Below are 16,912 nucleotides of genomic sequence, written 5' to 3'. Positions count from 1 at the left end.
GGCCTCAGCAGGCCGCGTACCAGCCGTCCGGAAACGGCAGCAGGGGCCAGGCGCCCTCATTGTCGTTGGCGGCCTTGGGTGTTGCGGCGTACGACCAAGAGCGGGGCACGAATTCCTCCTCCGGCGCGGACGCGAAATCTTCAACGATCATAGCGTCCCGGACGGCATCCAGCAGCAAGTTGAATTCGGCTTCGCTCATCACACCCTCGCAGAACGCGGATGGCGCAATGTCGCAAAGCCGGTTTGTTACCCGATTGAGCCGATCGTTCGCATTTTAACGATCCGGCGATCGGGTCCCGTTTGGTTAGCGATTCCTGAAAAAATCCCCGCGGGAACCTAGGCGTCGGTGGCTCGGCGCCAGTGTGAAAGAGATCACATTCTCGGCGATTTATTTCTCCTACCCCTTCGCAACGACCGGCCAACGCGGGCCGGGAGCGGGCGGGCAGAACGGGAGACTTGGTCATGAAGACAAGGTTCTTGCGGTTTGCGGCTGTGAAGAGCCGGGCGCACCGGGCCTCGACCGTCGGGCTGTTCCTGACGCTATTTGCCTCCGCCGCTCACGCGCAGCAGGGAACACCCGAACAGCGCCGGGCCTGCACCCCCGACGTCTACCGGCTCTGCGCCGGCGAGATCCCCAACGTCCGTGCCATCACGGCGTGCCTGCGCCGTAACCGATCAAGCTTGAGCGAGGCTTGCCGCACCGTGTTCGACCAGGCCGGCGGCTGATACATGCCAGCCCTGTGAATTTGTGCGCAGCAAGTGGTCGGTGCTGTCTCGCGAATCCGACATAGTGAGGCTGTGGATATGCTGCGGACAGGCTGTGAAGTGCTGTGGATGACGGCCGCAGATCCGTTCGCCCGACGTCGTATCTGTGCCAGCAGGCGTCATATATCTGTCAAATCGCCTCAACAGATGGTTCCAGAATCGTACTGATTGCTGCGCCATCCAGGCTGATTTGGTTCCGCCGAATTCGGAATCCCGCGTCTGCATCGGCTTGCGACCTGCGAACAGTTTTTGTGCAGCCGCTTGCCCAAATCGCGGGCCGCCTCCATCCAATTTTTTGTACGCCCGCGGACAAGCTTTTCCGTGCGCTCTGCACCTAGGCTGACCTTCGAGTTCAGCAACATGGCCATGGCCATGCCAATTCGAAGGAGCAGCACATGGACAGACGGGATTTGCCCCAGGCGCGGCGGGGGATGGCGCGCACATCGATGCCGTGGCGCAAGGCCGCGCTCGGCGCGGCCGTCGCTTTCGGCCTCGTCGCCGCCGCGCCGCTGAGCGCACAGGCCGCAGCGCCCGCCGCCTGCGCCGCGCTCCAGGAGAAATATCCGGACTGGAAGGGCAAGACGCTCGTCAACGCCATCAACCCGCACACGCCGGGCTATGAGACCATCGATCCCAAGGATCCCAGCAAATATATCGGCTTCGACATCGATCTCGGCGAAGCCATCGGTGAATGCCTCGGCTTCAAGCTGACCTACAAGCCCGTGGTGTTCGCAGCGCTCCTGACCACGCTCGCCGCGGGTCAGGCCGACATCGTGATCTCCGACATCTACGCCACCAAGGAGCGCGCCAAGGCCGCCGACTTCATCACCTACTCGAAGGTGTTCGACGGCGTGCTGGTCGCCAAGGGCAATCCGAAGGGTATCAACGGCATCAACATGTCGATGTGCGGCGCGGCCGCCGCCGAGAACACCGGCTATGTCGAGGTGCCCCTGATCCAGGCGCTGATCCCGGAATGCAAGAAGGCCGGCAAGGCGGAGCCGACCATCCAGCTCTACGACAACAACGCCAACTGCATCCAGGCGATCCTCGCCGGCCGCGCCGACACCTATGTCAACGACGTCAACACGGTCGACAGCGCGGTGAAGGCCTATCCGGACAAGCTGGAGAAGGCGATCGCGGTGACGATCCCGTATTCGGTCGGCATCGCCGTTCCCAAGGACAAGCCGAAATTCCGTGACGCCGTGCTCGCCGCGCTGATCGAGGTGCAGAAGGCCGGCACGCATATGGAGCTTCTGAAGAAGCATGGGCTCGATGTGAACAACTTCAAGGAACCGGACATTCTGACGGCCGACTGATGTCGCTGTTCCTCCATTACCTGAGCATGCCGTATCTGCTCGAGGGCATCGAGCTCACCCTCGAGGTGACTGCCCTCGGGCTCGGCGGCGGATTGATCCTCGGACTGATCCTCGCCAGCATGCAGCTCTCGCGCTTCTGGCCCCTGGCGGCGATCGCCCGGGGCTACACCGTGATCTTCCGCGGCACGCCGCTGATCCTGCAGATGGTGTTCGCCTACGACGCGTTGCCGCATATCGGCATCAAGCTGCCGGCGGTGCTGGCGGCCGGTCTCGCGCTTGCCTGCAACGAGGCTCCGTTCATCGCCGAGATGCTGCGCGCCGGCGTGCTCGGCGTCGATCGCGGGCAGGTGACGGCCGGGCAGGCGCTCGGCATGACGCCGTCAGTGCTGATGCGCAGGGTCATCGCGCCGCAGGCGATCCGCACCATGATCCCGGCCTTCGGCAACGAGGCCGTGAGTGCGCTGAAGAATTCCTCGCTCGCTTCCGTCGTCGCGGTGCAAGAGTTGACGCTGCGCTCGACCCAGCTGGCGTCCTCCACATTCGACTTCTTCTCGATCTTCTTCGCTTCGGGCCTGCTCTACCTCGTGCTGACCGCGACCATCAGCGGCATTCAGCTTTTCGTTGAATGGCTGCTCGATCTCGACCGCGCGAAGGGGCGTGAGCGCAAGCTTGCCGATTATCTACCCTGGCGCCGCGTTGACCTCGTCACCAGGCTCGAACTTGCCGATGCGACCGCGATCGATCCCGAGCCCGCGCAAGCAGAGCTCACGGACACGCCGCCGCTGGCCCTGACCCGCGAGGAACGCGCCCGCCGCACCGCGACGATCGCGCGCAACAACATCGCGGTCGAGGTCAAGGATCTCACCAAGAGCTACGGTCCGCAAAGGGTGCTCGACAGTCTCGATCTCACGGTCCGCGTGGGCGAGGTGGTGGCGCTGCTCGGTCCGAGCGGTTCGGGCAAGAGCACGCTGCTCCGCTGCATCAACCATCTCGAAAACTGGGATGCCGGCACCGTGCGCGTGGGCGGCCGGCGCCTCGGCTTTGGCGAAGACGGCAAGCCGCTGTCGCCGCGCGCCATCGCCAACGAGCGGGCGAGCGTCGGCGTCGGCATGGTGTTCCAGCAGTTCAATTTGTTCGCCCATCTCTCGGCGAAGGAGAACATCGCCGGGCCCCTGCGCTGGGTCCACGGCATGACCCGCATCGACGCCGACTGCCGCGCCACCGAGCTGCTCGACCGCGTCGGGCTGTCGCATCGCGCCGATGCGCTGCCGCGGCATCTCTCCGGCGGCCAGCAGCAGCGCGTCGCCATCGCCCGCGCGCTCGCGCCCAATCCGAGCGTGCTGCTGCTGGATGAGCCGACCTCGGCGCTCGACCCCGAGCTCGTCAACGAGGTGCTGGAGGTGATCCGGCGTCTCGCCATCGACGACGGCCTCACCATGATCATCTCGACGCACCAGATCCGTTTCGCCGACGAGGTCGCCGACCGCGTCGCGTTCCTGAGCGGTGGCGCGATCATCGAGGAGGGGCCGGCGCACGAGGTGCTCTCCAACCCGCGCCATACGCTGACGGCGCGTTTCCTCAGCGTGATGGAAGCCGACAAGACTCCGGAGACGGTGCGATGAGCGCTCTCTCCACCATGTTTAAGACCCCCGAAGAGGCCACCTCATGAAACATGTCACGCTGCCGGTTTCGCCGAAAACCGTCCACTGGGGCTATTTCTCCAAGAAAGTCACCCCGGCGCTGACGCTGCGCTCGGGAGACCGTGCCACCATCGAGACGCTGACGCATCATGCCAATGACGATTACGAGCGCATGATCCAGGGCGATCCCGGCGCCGAGAGCGTGTTCCAGTGGACGCGCGAGCACAAGGCCGTGGCGCGTCGCGGCTCAGGCCCCATCGAAGGCCCCTTCATCCGCGGCGCAGGCGAGGGGATCGGCGTGCATCTTCTCACTGGCCCGGTCGCGATCGAAGGCGCCGAGCCCGGCGACATTCTCGAAGTGCGCATCCTCGATATCAGGCCGCGGCCGAGTTGCAGCGCCTGCCATGCCGGCCGCTGCTTCGGCTCCAACGTCGCCGCCAACTGGGGCTTTCACTACCACGACCTGATCGAGGAGCCGAAGCCGCGCGAGGTCGTCACCATCTTCGAGCTCGACACGTCAGGGGAGCCCTATGCAAAGGCGGTCTACAACTATGTCTGGACGCCGCAGATCGACCCTGACGGCATCGTGCACCCGACCATCGACTATCCCGGCGTCCGCGTCGACCACACCACCATCAGGAAGCGCGAGAACATCCTCTCCAGTGTGAAAGTGCCCGCGCGATTGCACTTCGGCACGATGGGCCTCGCGCCGTCGGAAGCCGATTTCGTCAGCTCGATCCCGCCGGGCTACACCGGCGGCAATATCGACGACTGGCGCATCGGCAAGGGTGCGCGGATGTTCTATCCGGTTGCCGTGCCCGGCGCCTATTTCTCGGTCGGCGATCCCCATGCCGCGCAGGGCGACAGCGAGCTCGGCGGCACCGCGATCGAGACCTCGCTGACCGGCGATTTCGAATTCATCCTGCACAAGAAGGCTGATCTGGCCGGCACCCATCTGGAAGGCCTCGACCATCCCATGCTGGAGACCGACCACGCCTGGTCGTTCTACGGCTTCACCTATCCGAACTACCTCGCAGCGCTCGGCGCCGATGCCCAAACCGAGATTGCCAATCACAGTAGTCTCGACCGTGCGATGCGCGATGCCTTCAGAAAACTCCGCCGGTTCCTGATGACCGTGCATCGCCTCAGCGAGGACGAGGCGATCTCGCTGATGTCGGTCGGCGCCGATTTCGGCGTCACCCAGGTGGTCGATGCCAATTGGGGCGTCCACGGCACGATCCGCAAGAACATCTTCCGGTGCGACTAATGCGTTGAGGCGCGGTCTGTTTTCGGGATGAACAGGTGACAAGCGGAGACCATTTGCGGCCCGTCGCAGCGACGGATGACCGCGTTCGTCTGGCACAGAGGTTGCTTCGATCGACCGCAATCTGGGTCGATCCGATGAGCTTCCGGCCGTTCACGAGCGAGTCCTACGCGCAAGACGACCGTCCCGAAGCCTGGCGGGACGTGCTGGCGGCGGTCGGCCTGCAGCCGGCAGGCGGACATTCCTTCTTCGACGGGCACGCAACCGCCTCGCATCGCCAGGCCGCAGGTGTTGCACTGACGCGCATGGCTGCGGGCGCACAGAGCGTCGCACCTCTCTCGCAAGCCAATGAAGACCTGCCCATCGCGCTGATGCCGGTCGAGGACGGCATGGTGCTGAAAAGTGCCGGCGGTCATCGCATCGTTCCGGTCGGCCATCTCGTGCTGCTGCCGCGCAGCGGTGGCTGGAGCATCGTGTTCCAGCGCGACATGCGCGCCATCGTGCTGTCGGTGACCTCGGAGGCGCTGCACGGACGCCTGTCGGGCAAGCCGAGGCTTGGCGAGCCCCGTGTCGTTCCGCCGGGCGGCTTTGCCGACGTGTTCTCGCGCCTGCTGGACGCGACCGCGCGCACGCTCGATAGTCTGAGCGATGCCGAATGGAATTCGCTCGCGCAGTCGCTGGTCGATCTGCTGCTGACGCTCGCGCATCAACTGGCGGCATCGACGTCCGACGCCGGGTCGAGCGCGACGCAGGCCGCGCTGCTGCATCGGATCTGCCAGACCATCGAGCGCCGGCTCGACGATCCCGACCTCGTGCCGGCGCGTGTCGCGCAGGCCGAGGGGATTTCCGAGCGTTACTTGCAAAAGCTGTTCGAGACGGTCGGCGATAATTTCACCCACTATGTTCGCGAGCGTCGTCTCCAGCGTGCCTGGGCGGATCTCTCCAACCCGGCCGAGGCGCATCGCTCGATCTCGGAGATCGCCTACGCCTATGGCTTTGGCGACTCCGCACATTTCAGCCGCGCCTTCCGTCATCGCTTCGGCCTGCCGCCGCGCGAGTTTCGCCAGCAGGAGGCGGAGCGGGCGACCTCGCAGCATGGCGTCGCGGGCCAGCGCGGCTGGCCACAGGACGCGCTGGCGCAGCTCCGCACACATCAGAGCGTCGAGGCACGCAGCAACGTCGCCTGTGCCGGCGCCGAGGAGCGTACGACCACGGAGTGCAGGCATCATCATCTCCCGGTCGAGGCCAGCCGCGTTCATTGGGGCTATTTCAGCCGCTCGCTGCCGCCGCAAATCGAGATCGCATCGGGCGACACCATCACCATCGAGACTCTGACGCAGCACGCCTCCGATGCCCCCGACATGATGATCGCCGGTGATGCCGCCGCCGAGAGCGTGTTCGGCTGGACACGGGACAAGAAGAACATCGACCGCCGCGGCGCAGGACCGATGGATGCCAGCGTGTTCGGCCGCGGTGCCGGCGAGGGGTTTGGCGTACATATCTGCACTGGGCCCGTCGCCGTGAAGGACGCCCAGCCCGGCGATGTGCTGGAGGTGCGCATCCTCGACATCGTGCCGCGGGCGAGCCGGAGCCCGAACCATGCCGGGCGCGTGTTCGGCTCCTCGGTGGCGGCCTGGTGGGGCTATCACTACAACGAGTTTCTCGGCGGGCCCAAGCCGCGCGAAGCCGTGACCATCTATGAGATCTTTGACGATGCGGACGCGCCGCATGCACGCGCGCTTTATTCCTATCGCTGGGAGCCGCAGACCGATCCGTTTGGCGTGGTGCATGCCACCTACGACTATCCCGGCGTTCCCGTCGCACCCGGGACGATCAAGCGCCGGCACGCCGTGCTCGACGGCATCCGCATTCCCTTGCGGCCGCATTTCGGCGTGATCGCGGTGGCGCCGCGCGAGGTCGATTTCGTCGATTCCGTGCCGCCGTCCTATTTCGGCGGCAATCTCGACAATTGGCGGCTGGGGAAGGGAGCAACGGTCTATCTTCCGGTCTCCGTGCCCGGCGCGCTGTTGTCGGTCGGCGATCCCCACGCCGCGCAAGGCGACGGCGAGCTCAGCGGCACCGCGATCGAGTGCTCGATGACCGGCACTTTTGAGGTGATCCTGCACAAGAAGGCCGATCTCGCCGGCCGGCCCTTCGCCGATCTCTCTTATCCCCTGATCGAAACCGCCACCGATTGGGTGCTGACCGGCTTCAGCCACCCCAATTACCTCGCCGAATTCGGCGCGCAAGGGCAGAGCGAGGTCTATGCCAAATCGTCGCTCGATCTCGCCATGAAGGATGCGTTCCGCAAGATGCGGCGCTTCCTGATGAATACCAAAGGGCTCAGTGAGGACGAGGCGATCGCACTGATGTCGGCCGCCGTCGATTTCGGCGTCACGCAAGTCGTCGACGGCAATTGGGGCGTGCACGCCATTCTCAGCAAGCGCTTGTTCCAGAGCGCGACTTAACGAGGACACATCAAGTGAAATTCCACATGATCAGCGGCGGACCGAAGCCGGTCGCGCCCTTCAGCCACGCCGTCGAGACTGACGGCTTCGTCTTCGTCACCGGCCAGATGCCCGACACGCCGCAGACGCCGGGCGTGCTGCCCAACGGCATCGTCGCGCAGACCCGCGCGGTGATGGAAAACCTGAAGGTCGTTCTGGCGGGCCTCGATCTCGGCCTCGAGCACGTCGTGATGGCGCGCGTCTACCTGACGCGTTTCAAGGAAGACTACACGGCGATGAACGAGACCTATCGCAGCTTCTTCCCACCGGAACGTCTGCCGGCCCGTACCTGTGTCGGTGTCACCGGCCTTGCCTATGACGCGCTGATCGAGATCGATCTGGTGTGCCGGCGGCCATGAGTCAGCTGTCACGTTGATGGAGGCGCGCCACCGGCAGGACGCCCCGGGCGCGAGTTAGGCTCGTCGGGGCACGAGTTGCGGTCAGAATGTCGCAGGGGTGGAGCGTATGCTCCATCTCAGCGGAATGCTATACAACGTAACTACTTTAGATTGTTTTTCAGAATTTGAGCCCGCGCAATGTCGCCGGCGAATGTCATTTCAAGGGGGAGGGGCCAATGCCGACGCCTGACGTCAATAACGGTGCAAATCCGAACATCGTAGCTTTGAATCCTGCGGACGACACTCCGACTCCAATCGTTCCGGCCGGAGAACCCGTTGTTGACCCGCCTCGTGTCGAGGCTCTGACACCGGCAGACGAGGTGGAGAATGAAGAAGAGCCGCCGGCACGAGAAGAGGGCGACCCCGCATCTCACCCCGTCTACTACGAAACTGTCAGCGTGGCCGACGATGATCCGTCACGCCTGAAGTTCAAAAGACCTCCCACCGCGGAAGCACCGCCTCCTGCCGTTCGCGCGATGCGTCGGCAGGTCGAGGATGTCTCTCGGTTGGTCCGTATCCTGTTTCAGGACGACGAGGCGCGGCGCAAACAATTTATCGGTCAGTTGAAGGAGGCCGCGGAATCGGGACTCGTCGGCCCGAATTCGAATGTCGAAATTGGTCTTGAGAATTTGCAAGACGTCAAGGATGGCATTGCCGACGCATATACGGCGATCCGCAGCAAACTATGGCGGGCGAACCTTGTGTTGCTGAGCTCGGCGATCGCTTGTTGTGGAATCGCTTCAGCAGCCTTCCTGCTCTTGGGCGCTCCGTTGCTGTGGCTGGCCACGAGCGGCTGGCCGATGTACACCGCGATAGGTTTAATGATCTTTCTCGGCACGATGGCGGGCCTTTTCCTCGAGTTCATTTTCCGCGTCAACGATGACATCCCCTACGATCAATTGCGAGCGATCAATCCGGGGCGTTGGAAGCCGCTTCATCGTGCGATGAACACGACTATCGTTGCCGCTATCTTCGCGGCAATTTTGGCGGTGAAGATCTTTCAGGTTGGAGTCGGCAGCGTTCTGCTCAACGATTTCGTCACCAAGTCATGGCTCGCCGTCGTGATCGGATTTGTGACCGGATTCGCATTCCCTTATGTCCGCGATCTGGTTCAGCAAGTGCGCCCTGTCAGTAGGACGTAGTCTCGTCGCCCGTATGGAGCCAACGGGTCGGCGCGTAGCGCCCGATGACAGGCTCCGCGAAATCCGGGATGTTCAGAGCTTGCGGCTCGGGCGAAACATGCCGCGACGATGCGGAGGTGTGTCTGCGGTTGAGGTGCGCGTTTGAAGGAGCGGCGCTCCTCCGCACTCCGTCATTGCGAGCCAAGCGAAGCAATCCAGAATCTTTCCGCGGAGGGATGCTGGATTGCTTCGGTCGCAACAGCTCCTCGCAATGACCAGCCGAGAGAGCGGCAGCCTACCAAACGCTCCCCGCATTTCGTCTCAAATTGCAACCCGCGCGTGCAAGAAGTCTTGATCGGCCGTGAGCTAGGGGTGATCGTTCGGCTTGAACGCGGGCCGGGATCGCCGCGACTAATCGACAGAGTGCACAAGGGATCAGTGGAACGTGATCGGACTTCCTCTTCCTAAAGCACCAAAATGGTGCTTTAGTGCTTTCCATGCGCCAGTCGCCCCGAAACGCGCCGTCCGCGCTGCGTTACAGGCTTGCCCCTGACCCGGCCGCCAAGGCCGCCATCGAGGCGACATTCCAGGCCTATGCCCGCATGATGGAGATCCTCGACGAGGTGGCCCGGACCCACAATGTGGGTTCCAACGTCGTCCTGCTCCATGCCCACGCCTATGAGCCGATCCGCAAAGAGACCGCGCTGCCCTCGCGCCTGGTGACGCTGGGCCTGCGCGACCGCACGGAGTATCGCGCCGCGCAAGGGCGCCGCCTGCCGCTCGATGACAAGCTCGCCAAGATCAAGGGGCCTGCCACCATTTCGATTGCGACGGTGCAAGGGCGCTTCAGCGTGCCCTTCGACTACGTCGGCTATGCGGAGGGCTGGGGACAGAGCGTGCCCGCGCATCTCATCCGCACCGACGACGGTTTCGAAGTTCACTACGGCGTCACGCCGAACAGCCTGCCAGAGGAGGAGAACGCTATGGATACCATCGCTGCCGCCCCCGACAACTTCCTGTCCCGGGTCGGGCGCCTGATCGCCGGGATCGCCTATGACGCGATCGAGCAGGCGGAAGGCAAGAACAAGCTCAAGGTGGTCGGACAGGCCATCCGCGAGATCGAGCGTGCCGAAAGCGAGGCGCGCGACGCGCTCGCGGCCGCACGCGCCGAGGAGTACCGCCTCAACGCGCGCCGCACCGAGATCGAGCGCGAGATGACCGATCTCGCGCCCAAGATCGAGGGCGCGATCGCTGATGGCCGCGACGACCTCGCCCGCGCCGGCATCGCCCGGCAGATGGACCTGGAGGCGCAGTTCGAGGTGCTCTCCCGCGCCATCGACGAGAACAACGAGAAGATCGAGCAGTGCGTGACCTCGCTGCGCGCGGTGCTGTCGGCGCTCCAGGATGCCGAGCAGCGCCGCGCCGATCTCGAAAAGAGCGAGGCACATGCCAGCCATCAGGCATCGACGTCGCCCCGGAAGTCCGGCGGCACTTCCGCAGCAGCCAAGGCCCTGCGGGCGGGCAGGGCAGTGGCGCGCGCCACCGGCGTGCCGCAGAGTATCCCGTATTCAAGCGACATCGACGAGCTCAGCGCGCTTCATCGCGACAAGGAGATTGCGGCGAGGCTCGCGCGGTTGAAGTCGCGCTCCTGAGTGCCGTGTCATGAGCGCATTGCTCGAACACGTCATGTCGCCCGAGGTCAGGCCGTTCGCGATCGCGGCGGCCATGATCGTCATCGTCGGCACGCTCGAGGTGATCACGATGCTAGTCGGGGCTTCCTTGAGCGAGATGCTCGGCACCAGCATCGATTTCAGCCACCCCAGCGACAACGGCGTGCTCAACGCCATCTCCTGGATCAATGTCGGCGGCGTGCCGTTGTTGATCTTCCTGTTGCTGGCGCTCGGCGCCTTTTCCATCACCGGCTTCCTGATCCAGGACATTGCGCGGATGGTCGCGGGTCCCTTGCCGGCGACGGTCGCCTCGATCGGGGCCGTCGCGGTGTCGGTACCGCTGGTGCGCGCCGCCAGCGGCGCCATCGCGCGGATCATTCCCAAGGACGAGAGCTATGTCGTCGGCCTCGGCGATCTCGTCGGCCGCGTCGGTGAGGTCGTCGTCGGTCCGCTCGACCAGGGGCCGCCCGGCCGGGTCAGCGTCGCCGACGTCCACGGCAACCGTCACTTTGTCCTGGCGGTCGCAGCACCTTCGTCGTCGCCCCTGCCGCAGGGAACCCTGGTCCTGCTGGTCGATCGCGATGGCACCCGCTTCGTGGCGGTGAAGGCCGAGGATGAACTCAAACCGTCCAAGCCACCTCTAAGCAGCAGCTAAGTCATTCATTGGAGAAAGTCATGTTCGACATCGCAGTCCCGGCCATGATCGGCGTCGCGCTGATCGTCGTCCTGGGGATCGTTTTCACCATTCTCTACAAGCGCGCCACGCGTGACGAGGCGTTCGTGCGCACCGGCCTCGGCGGCAAGAAGGTCGTGCTCGACGGCGGCGCCATGATCCTGCCGATCTTCCACTCCTATGCCAGCGTCAATCTGAAGACGCTGCGCCTGACGGTCGAGCGCAAGGAGCGGGAATCCCTGATCACCAAGGACCGCCTGCGCGTCGACATCGTCGCCGAGTTCTACGTGCGCGTCCGCCCGGACGAGGAGAGCATCGCGCTCGCCAGCCAGACCCTGGGCGCGCTGACCAACGATGCCGAGGCGCTGCGCAACCAGGTCGAGGCGAAATTCGTCGACGGTCTGCGCTCGGTCGCGGCGACCATGAGCATCCTGGAGCTTCAGGAGAAGCGCTCGGACTTCGTCAAGCACGTGCAGTCCACCGTCGAGTCCGACGTGAAGTCGAACGGGCTCGAGCTTGAATCGGTGTCGCTGACCAAGCTCGACCAGACCGACGTCAAATTCTTCAATCCGGAGAATTTCTTCGACGCCGAAGGTCTGACCCAACTCAAGACCGTCACCGAGACCCGCCGGCGCGACCGCAACGCCATCGTGCGCGACAACGAGGTGGCGATCGCGCAAAAGGACCTCGAGGCGCGGCAGCAGACACTCGGGATCGAGCGGACCAAGAAGGAGGCCGAGCTGTCGCAGGAGCGCGACATCGCCAACAAGACCGCCAGCACCCGCGCCGAGGTCGCGACCGCCACGCAGACCGCACGCCTGACCGAGGAGAACGCTCGTATCGACACCGACCGGGCCGTCGCCGAGAAGGAGGCGGGCGCCAAGCAGGTCAAGGAGACCGCGGTCATCGAATCCGATCTCGCCATCAACAAGCGCAAGACCGACGCCCAGCGCGAGATCCAGATCGCCACGCAGGAGAACGAGATCCAGATCGCGGCCAAGAGCAAGGAGACTTCGGAAGCGGTGACCGAGGCCAAGACCGCCGAGGCGCTCGCGGTCTCCGCGGAAGAAAAGGTCGTGACCGCCCGCGCCGTCGAGGTCGCCGACCGCGCCCGTCTCACCCAGGTGCTCGCCGCGCGGACCGAGGCCGAGCGCAAATCGACCGAGCTGATCGTCGCGGCCGAAGCCGAGAAGAAGGCCTCGCTCGATCGCGCCGAAGCCGTGAAGACGCTGGCCACCGCCGAAGCCGAATCCAACAAGATCAAGGCAGTCGGCGTCCGTAATATTGGTGAGGCCGAGGCCGCCGTCATCACCATGAAGAACGAGGCTCAGAACAAGCTCGGCAGCAACGTCATCGATTTCGAGATCGCCAAGAAGCGGATCGAGACCATGCCCTCGGCGCTGGCCGAGATGGTGAAGCCGATCGCCAACCTGAAGGATGTCCGCATCCTGCACACCGGCGGTGCGTTCGGCAGCAATGGGAACGGCGCTGCGGGCGGTGGCGTCGGCTTCGGTGAAGGCCTTGCCGGCGAGCTGCTCAAGGTGCATGCGCTGCGTCCGATGATCGACGAGATCCTGCGTCAGAGCGGCTTTGCGCCGGGCGACGATCCCGTGAAGGCGCTGGTCGGCGCCGTGACGGGCAAGAACAACGGCGCCGCAGTGCCGGCGCCCGTGCCGGAGAAAACAAACAGCGCCGATCTATGAATGCCGGTTCATTGCTGCTGAGAATTCGAAACGATAAGAACAGGCTCGTTGCGCGTCTCGCGTCGCGCAACGCGCCGGAGTGCTGATCGGATCGTGTTGAACCTTCGATCGCACCCCGGCCGAATCTCGGGAGGCAACGTTATTTGTTGCCGCGGCGCCTGCGCCGATCGACGTCAGGCGCTTACAGCCTGTTTCGATCGGGAGAATTTCACATGAAGTATTTTCTGTCCGGACTGATCGCGATCGGTCTTTCGATCGCGGCCACGGCATCGTTCGCCGCCGACGCCCGCAACGTCACCGTCGTCAACGAGACCGGCTATGCCATCAAGTTCCTCGGCTTCAATGCGCCGGACGATGGCCTCGACGAATGGGAGAACGAGCTCGACAAGGTTTTGCAGAACCAGGCGAGCACCTATGTCGAGTTCGACGAGGATGACGAGGGCTGTGTCTGGAACATCCGCGTCGACTGGCAGAACTACGACGAGGCCGTACTCTGGAAGAACGTCAACCTCTGCAAGATCACCGCGCTCCGGCTGCGCTACGACTCCGGGACCAAGACCACATCCTTCGTCGCTGAATAGTTGTTGCCCGACTGAGAGCGTTTTCGAGCGAAGTGGATACCGGTTCGCGTGAAGAAAACGCGTCAAACCAAAAACCTTGAGGCCCGGAGGAGGGGCCGGCGCAGGCCCTTCCCAAAGCGCGTTGCGGAAGATGACGAATTCGTCCTTTGCAAGCGCAACCGGCTTTGTTATACGCACCGCGCGCGGACGACAGTTCGCCCTTTTCCTCGGTAGCTCAGCGGTAGAGCATCCGACTGTTAATCGGATGGTCGCTGGTTCGAATCCAGCCCGGGGAGCCAAATTCCGCCGTAAATTCATAGGCTTGCGAACGATCGCTGATGTGGCGCGCGATGCTGCTCGAGTCGTCCCTCAAGGGTCTGGCGGCCCGATCCACGCAGAATCGCGTTCAAGTAGATGTGTGCGGCATAGCCATCGCAGCCGCCGGGACGGCACCAAATCGACTTAATTCAAATTGAGCTTCGCAGAGCCGGACTCTTACGGAGCTGATTCCCATGCCCGACATCCAGATCGACCGCGCCCAACTGGCTCCCTCGATTCTGCCGGACGTTCCCGAGCTCAGCGACGACGAATGCCTCGCCCGCCTTGCGCGTGCGGTCGAGACCCCCGATTCGGCGCGGCTGGATGAGGTCGCCGCCCTGATCGGCCGCCTCGCGGTGACGATCGAATAATATGTCCTGATCCCTGGTGCGGTGAGTTGCGGCAAGCCTTGGCTGGCTAAAGCCAACGGCCATGTTGCGTTTTCGCCGGGCATGTTCCAAAGATGCCGCCAACTTCCGTCCGCGGCATCGTCCGCATTTCAGGGTCCGCAAATGTCCGGTTTCTCGACCGCGCGCCTCAAAATGGTCGATGGCCAGGTGCGCACCAATGACGTCACCGATCGTCGTATTCTCGATGCCATGCTTACGGTTCCGCGCGAGGCCTTCGTGCCGGCCAGCCGTCAGGCCTTGGCCTATCTCGACCTCGACCTCGATGTGAGCGAGGGGGCCGCCAAGCGGTTCCTGATCAAGCCGCAGCTCACCGGCAAGCTGCTCCAGGCCGCCGAGATCGCCGAGGGTGACAGCGTCCTGGTCGTCGGCTGCGCCACGGGCTATCTCGCCGCGCTGGCGGCCAAGCTGGCGCGTCAGGTCACCGCGACGGAATGCGATTCGGCCCTGGCCGCGAAGGCCAAGGAAGCCTTTGCTGCCCTCGGCCTCGCCAACGTCACCTGCAAGGCCGCTGCCTGCACCGAGGGCGATCCGTCGGCCGCCCCCTATGACGTGATTATCCTCAATGGCGCCGCCGAGGTGACCCCGGAGGAGCTGTTCGGGCAGCTCAAGGAGGGCGGGCGTCTGGTGGGCGTGTCGGCCGAATCGCGGCCGCCGCGGGCGATGATTGTGACCCGTACCCACGGCGAATTCGGCCATCGGGCGCTGTTCGACGCCGCCGCTCCGGTCCTTCCCGGGCTGGAACGGGCCGCCGCCTTCGTCTTCTGACGGCCCAAAGCCCGTTAAAATCCCGTTCTGAATCAGAAGTGTGGCCGGGATGCTGCACGTGAAGAGTTTCCACCGAGAACTACCTTGAGGTAGTTCCGTCGCGGCAATCCGCGTCCTATGTTGCGACGGGGCAACGACTCCACTCGGTAGACGCTAACCCGGCTCGCGGGCACGAGCCGGGCGTTAAAAATGAAACGGAAATTTTGGGATGCATGGGGTGAAGCTCTTCACCGGAGCTGCGGTTTCGGTCCTGCTGCTGGCGCTGGCCGGGCCGACGCCTGCCTTGGCGGACACGATCGAGGCCGCCTTGGTGCGCGCCTATCAGAACAATCCGCAGCTCAACGCGCAGCGCGCCCAGGTGCGCTCGACCGACGAGAACGTGCCGCAGGCCTTGTCCGGCTATCGCCCAAGGGTCGCACTGACCGCCAGCGGCGGCTATCAATATACGGATTTGCAGAGTGGCGTGGGGAGTAGCTCAATCCACGGATCCACCTCACCTCGCAGCGTTGGCGTTACCGCTACGCAGACGCTCTACAATGGCAACCAGACGGCCAACAGAACGCGGGCGGCGGAGAGCCAGGTGTCCGGTGCACGCGAAGCGCTGCGCAGCCTCGATCAAAGCGTGCTGCTCCAGGCCGCCACGACCTACATGGATTATCTGCGCGATGCCGCCACGCTGGAAGTCCAGCGCAGCAACGTGCGCGTGCTCGAGCAGACGCTGAAGCAGACCCGTGACCGCTTCAACGTCGGCGAAGTGACGCGCACCGACGTCGCGCAATCGGAAGCGCAACTGGCGGCCGGCAAGACGCAGGCCCTCACCGCGGAAGCAAATCTCACCACGACGCGGGCGAACTTCCGCCGCATCATCGGCAACGAGCCGACGAACCTCGCACCGGGCTCGCCGGTCGACCGATTCCTGCCGTCAACGCTCGCTTCGGCCGTTGAGCTCGGCCTGATCGAGCATCCCAACGTCACGGCCGCAATGTATGGCATTGACGTCAATTTCTTGCAGGTCAAAGTCGCCGAAGGTGCATTGCTGCCGACGGTTACGATCCAGGCAGCGGCCACGCAGTCCAACGAACAGTCCTTGATTCAGTTGCGCTCGTTCAACGCATCCGCGATCGCGCAGCTCTCGGTGCCGATTTATCAGGGCGGTAGCGAATATTCGCTGATCCGCCAATCCAAGGAAAACCTGGCGCAGCAGCGTCTCAACCTAGAAACCACGCGCGACCAGACTCGTGCGAACGTGGTGCAGTTCTGGGGGACGTTGCAGGCCGGCAAGGCGCAGGTGCAGTCTGCGCAGGCGCAGGTGACGGCGTCCGAGATCGCACTCAACGGTGTGCGCGAGGAAGCCAAGGCCGGTCAGCGCACCACGCTCGACGTGCTCAACGCGCAGCAGGCGCTGGTCAATGCGCGCGTCGCGCTGGTGACCGCGCAGCACGACCGGGTGGTGGCGTCCTATAACGTCCTTGCCGCCGTCGGCCGTCTGGCGCCGCAGGTGCTCGGCCTTGCGACCACGGTCTACGATGCCAGCGTTCACTACCATCAGGTCCGTGACAGCTGGGGCGGCGTGCGTACGCCTGACGGGCGCTGATTCCCGTCGTCATCCGGTCGGCCTCGCGAATAATTGCGGCCGACCGGTGCTTTGCTTGCAATCATCAAAATCCCTGACATAGCCTTGCCAAGAAGATGCGGGTCGATTCGCTCCGCATTCGATGTCGTATGCGTAAAGCTTGAGTGCCGAGGGCAGGGGCGCGCCGCCGCACGTTGAGCCGTGATCTGGGGACAAGTCGGGCTGCCGC

At 64.2% G+C, this 16,912-nt stretch carries 15 protein-coding genes and 1 tRNA gene; 15 read left to right on the top strand and 1 reads right to left on the bottom strand.

The window, feature by feature from the left end; genetic code table 11:
• Positions 1–4: 4 nt before the first annotated feature.
• Positions 5–199 (bottom strand): hypothetical protein, encoded by a 195-nt coding sequence (locus XH79_RS18695; protein WP_212336634.1) that lies wholly within the window; start codon positions 197–199, stop codon positions 5–7.
• 263 nt (positions 200–462) lie between these two features.
• Between XH79_RS18695 and XH79_RS18690 the strand changes: the two genes are divergently transcribed.
• The 15 genes from XH79_RS18690 to XH79_RS18620 all read left to right on the top strand — a co-directional run bounded on the left by XH79_RS18690 (position 463) and on the right by XH79_RS18620 (position 16,704).
• Positions 463–726, top strand: a complete 264-nt coding sequence (locus tag XH79_RS18690; protein ID WP_271582560.1) for a hypothetical protein — start codon at positions 463–465, stop codon at positions 724–726.
• Between the two features lie 470 nt (positions 727–1,196).
• On the top strand, positions 1,197–2,081 hold the full coding sequence (locus tag XH79_RS18685) for an ABC transporter substrate-binding protein (RefSeq protein ID WP_212336630.1): 885 nt from the start codon (positions 1,197–1,199) through the stop codon (positions 2,079–2,081).
• Positions 2,081–3,703, top strand: coding sequence for an amino acid ABC transporter permease/ATP-binding protein (locus tag XH79_RS18680; protein ID WP_271582559.1), 1,623 nt, complete (start codon positions 2,081–2,083; stop codon positions 3,701–3,703). Before XH79_RS18685 ends, XH79_RS18680 begins: the two co-directional genes overlap by 1 nt.
• Before the next feature lie 43 nt (positions 3,704–3,746).
• Positions 3,747–4,988 (top strand): acetamidase/formamidase family protein, encoded by a 1,242-nt coding sequence (locus XH79_RS18675; RefSeq protein ID WP_271582558.1) that lies wholly within the window; start codon positions 3,747–3,749, stop codon positions 4,986–4,988.
• A gap of 134 nt (positions 4,989–5,122) precedes the next feature.
• Positions 5,123–7,453: an acetamidase/formamidase family protein gene (locus XH79_RS18670; protein ID WP_271582557.1), complete on the top strand. Its 2,331-nt coding sequence runs from the start codon at positions 5,123–5,125 to the stop codon at positions 7,451–7,453.
• Between the two features lie 14 nt (positions 7,454–7,467).
• Positions 7,468–7,851 (top strand): RidA family protein, encoded by a 384-nt coding sequence (locus XH79_RS18665; protein WP_271582556.1) that lies wholly within the window; start codon positions 7,468–7,470, stop codon positions 7,849–7,851.
• A gap of 215 nt (positions 7,852–8,066) precedes the next feature.
• Entirely contained in the window at positions 8,067–9,032 is a 966-nt protein-coding gene (locus tag XH79_RS18660; protein WP_271582555.1) for a hypothetical protein, read from the top strand.
• 467 nt (positions 9,033–9,499) lie between these two features.
• On the top strand, positions 9,500–10,663 hold the full coding sequence (locus XH79_RS18655; protein WP_271582554.1) for a PspA/IM30 family protein: 1,164 nt from the start codon (positions 9,500–9,502) through the stop codon (positions 10,661–10,663).
• 10 nt (positions 10,664–10,673) lie between these two features.
• Positions 10,674–11,336, top strand: coding sequence for an OB-fold-containig protein (locus XH79_RS18650; protein ID WP_271582553.1), 663 nt, complete (start codon positions 10,674–10,676; stop codon positions 11,334–11,336).
• 20 nt (positions 11,337–11,356) lie between these two features.
• Positions 11,357–13,057, top strand: a complete 1,701-nt coding sequence (locus XH79_RS18645) for a flotillin family protein (protein WP_271582552.1) — start codon at positions 11,357–11,359, stop codon at positions 13,055–13,057.
• A 212-nt stretch (positions 13,058–13,269) separates the two neighbouring features.
• Entirely contained in the window at positions 13,270–13,638 is a 369-nt protein-coding gene (locus XH79_RS18640; RefSeq protein WP_212336613.1) for a hypothetical protein, read from the top strand.
• Positions 13,639–13,841: 203 nt separating this feature from the next.
• Positions 13,842–13,916 (top strand) — tRNA-Asn (locus XH79_RS18635).
• 213 nt (positions 13,917–14,129) lie between these two features.
• Positions 14,130–14,306: a hypothetical protein gene (locus XH79_RS18630; protein WP_271582551.1), complete on the top strand. Its 177-nt coding sequence runs from the start codon at positions 14,130–14,132 to the stop codon at positions 14,304–14,306.
• Positions 14,307–14,447: 141 nt separating this feature from the next.
• On the top strand, positions 14,448–15,110 hold the full coding sequence (locus XH79_RS18625; RefSeq protein ID WP_271582550.1) for a protein-L-isoaspartate O-methyltransferase family protein: 663 nt from the start codon (positions 14,448–14,450) through the stop codon (positions 15,108–15,110).
• 208 nt (positions 15,111–15,318) lie between these two features.
• A complete protein-coding gene (locus tag XH79_RS18620; RefSeq protein WP_271582549.1) occupies positions 15,319–16,704 on the top strand; it encodes a TolC family outer membrane protein in 1,386 nt (461 codons plus the stop codon).
• Positions 16,705–16,912 lie beyond the last annotated feature (208 nt).

Source organism: Bradyrhizobium sp. CCBAU 45389, from assembly GCF_028128625.1.
GTDB classification, from domain to species: Bacteria; Pseudomonadota; Alphaproteobacteria; order Rhizobiales; family Xanthobacteraceae; genus Bradyrhizobium; species Bradyrhizobium liaoningense_B.
This window is presented reverse-complemented; position numbering and strand designations above follow the sequence as displayed.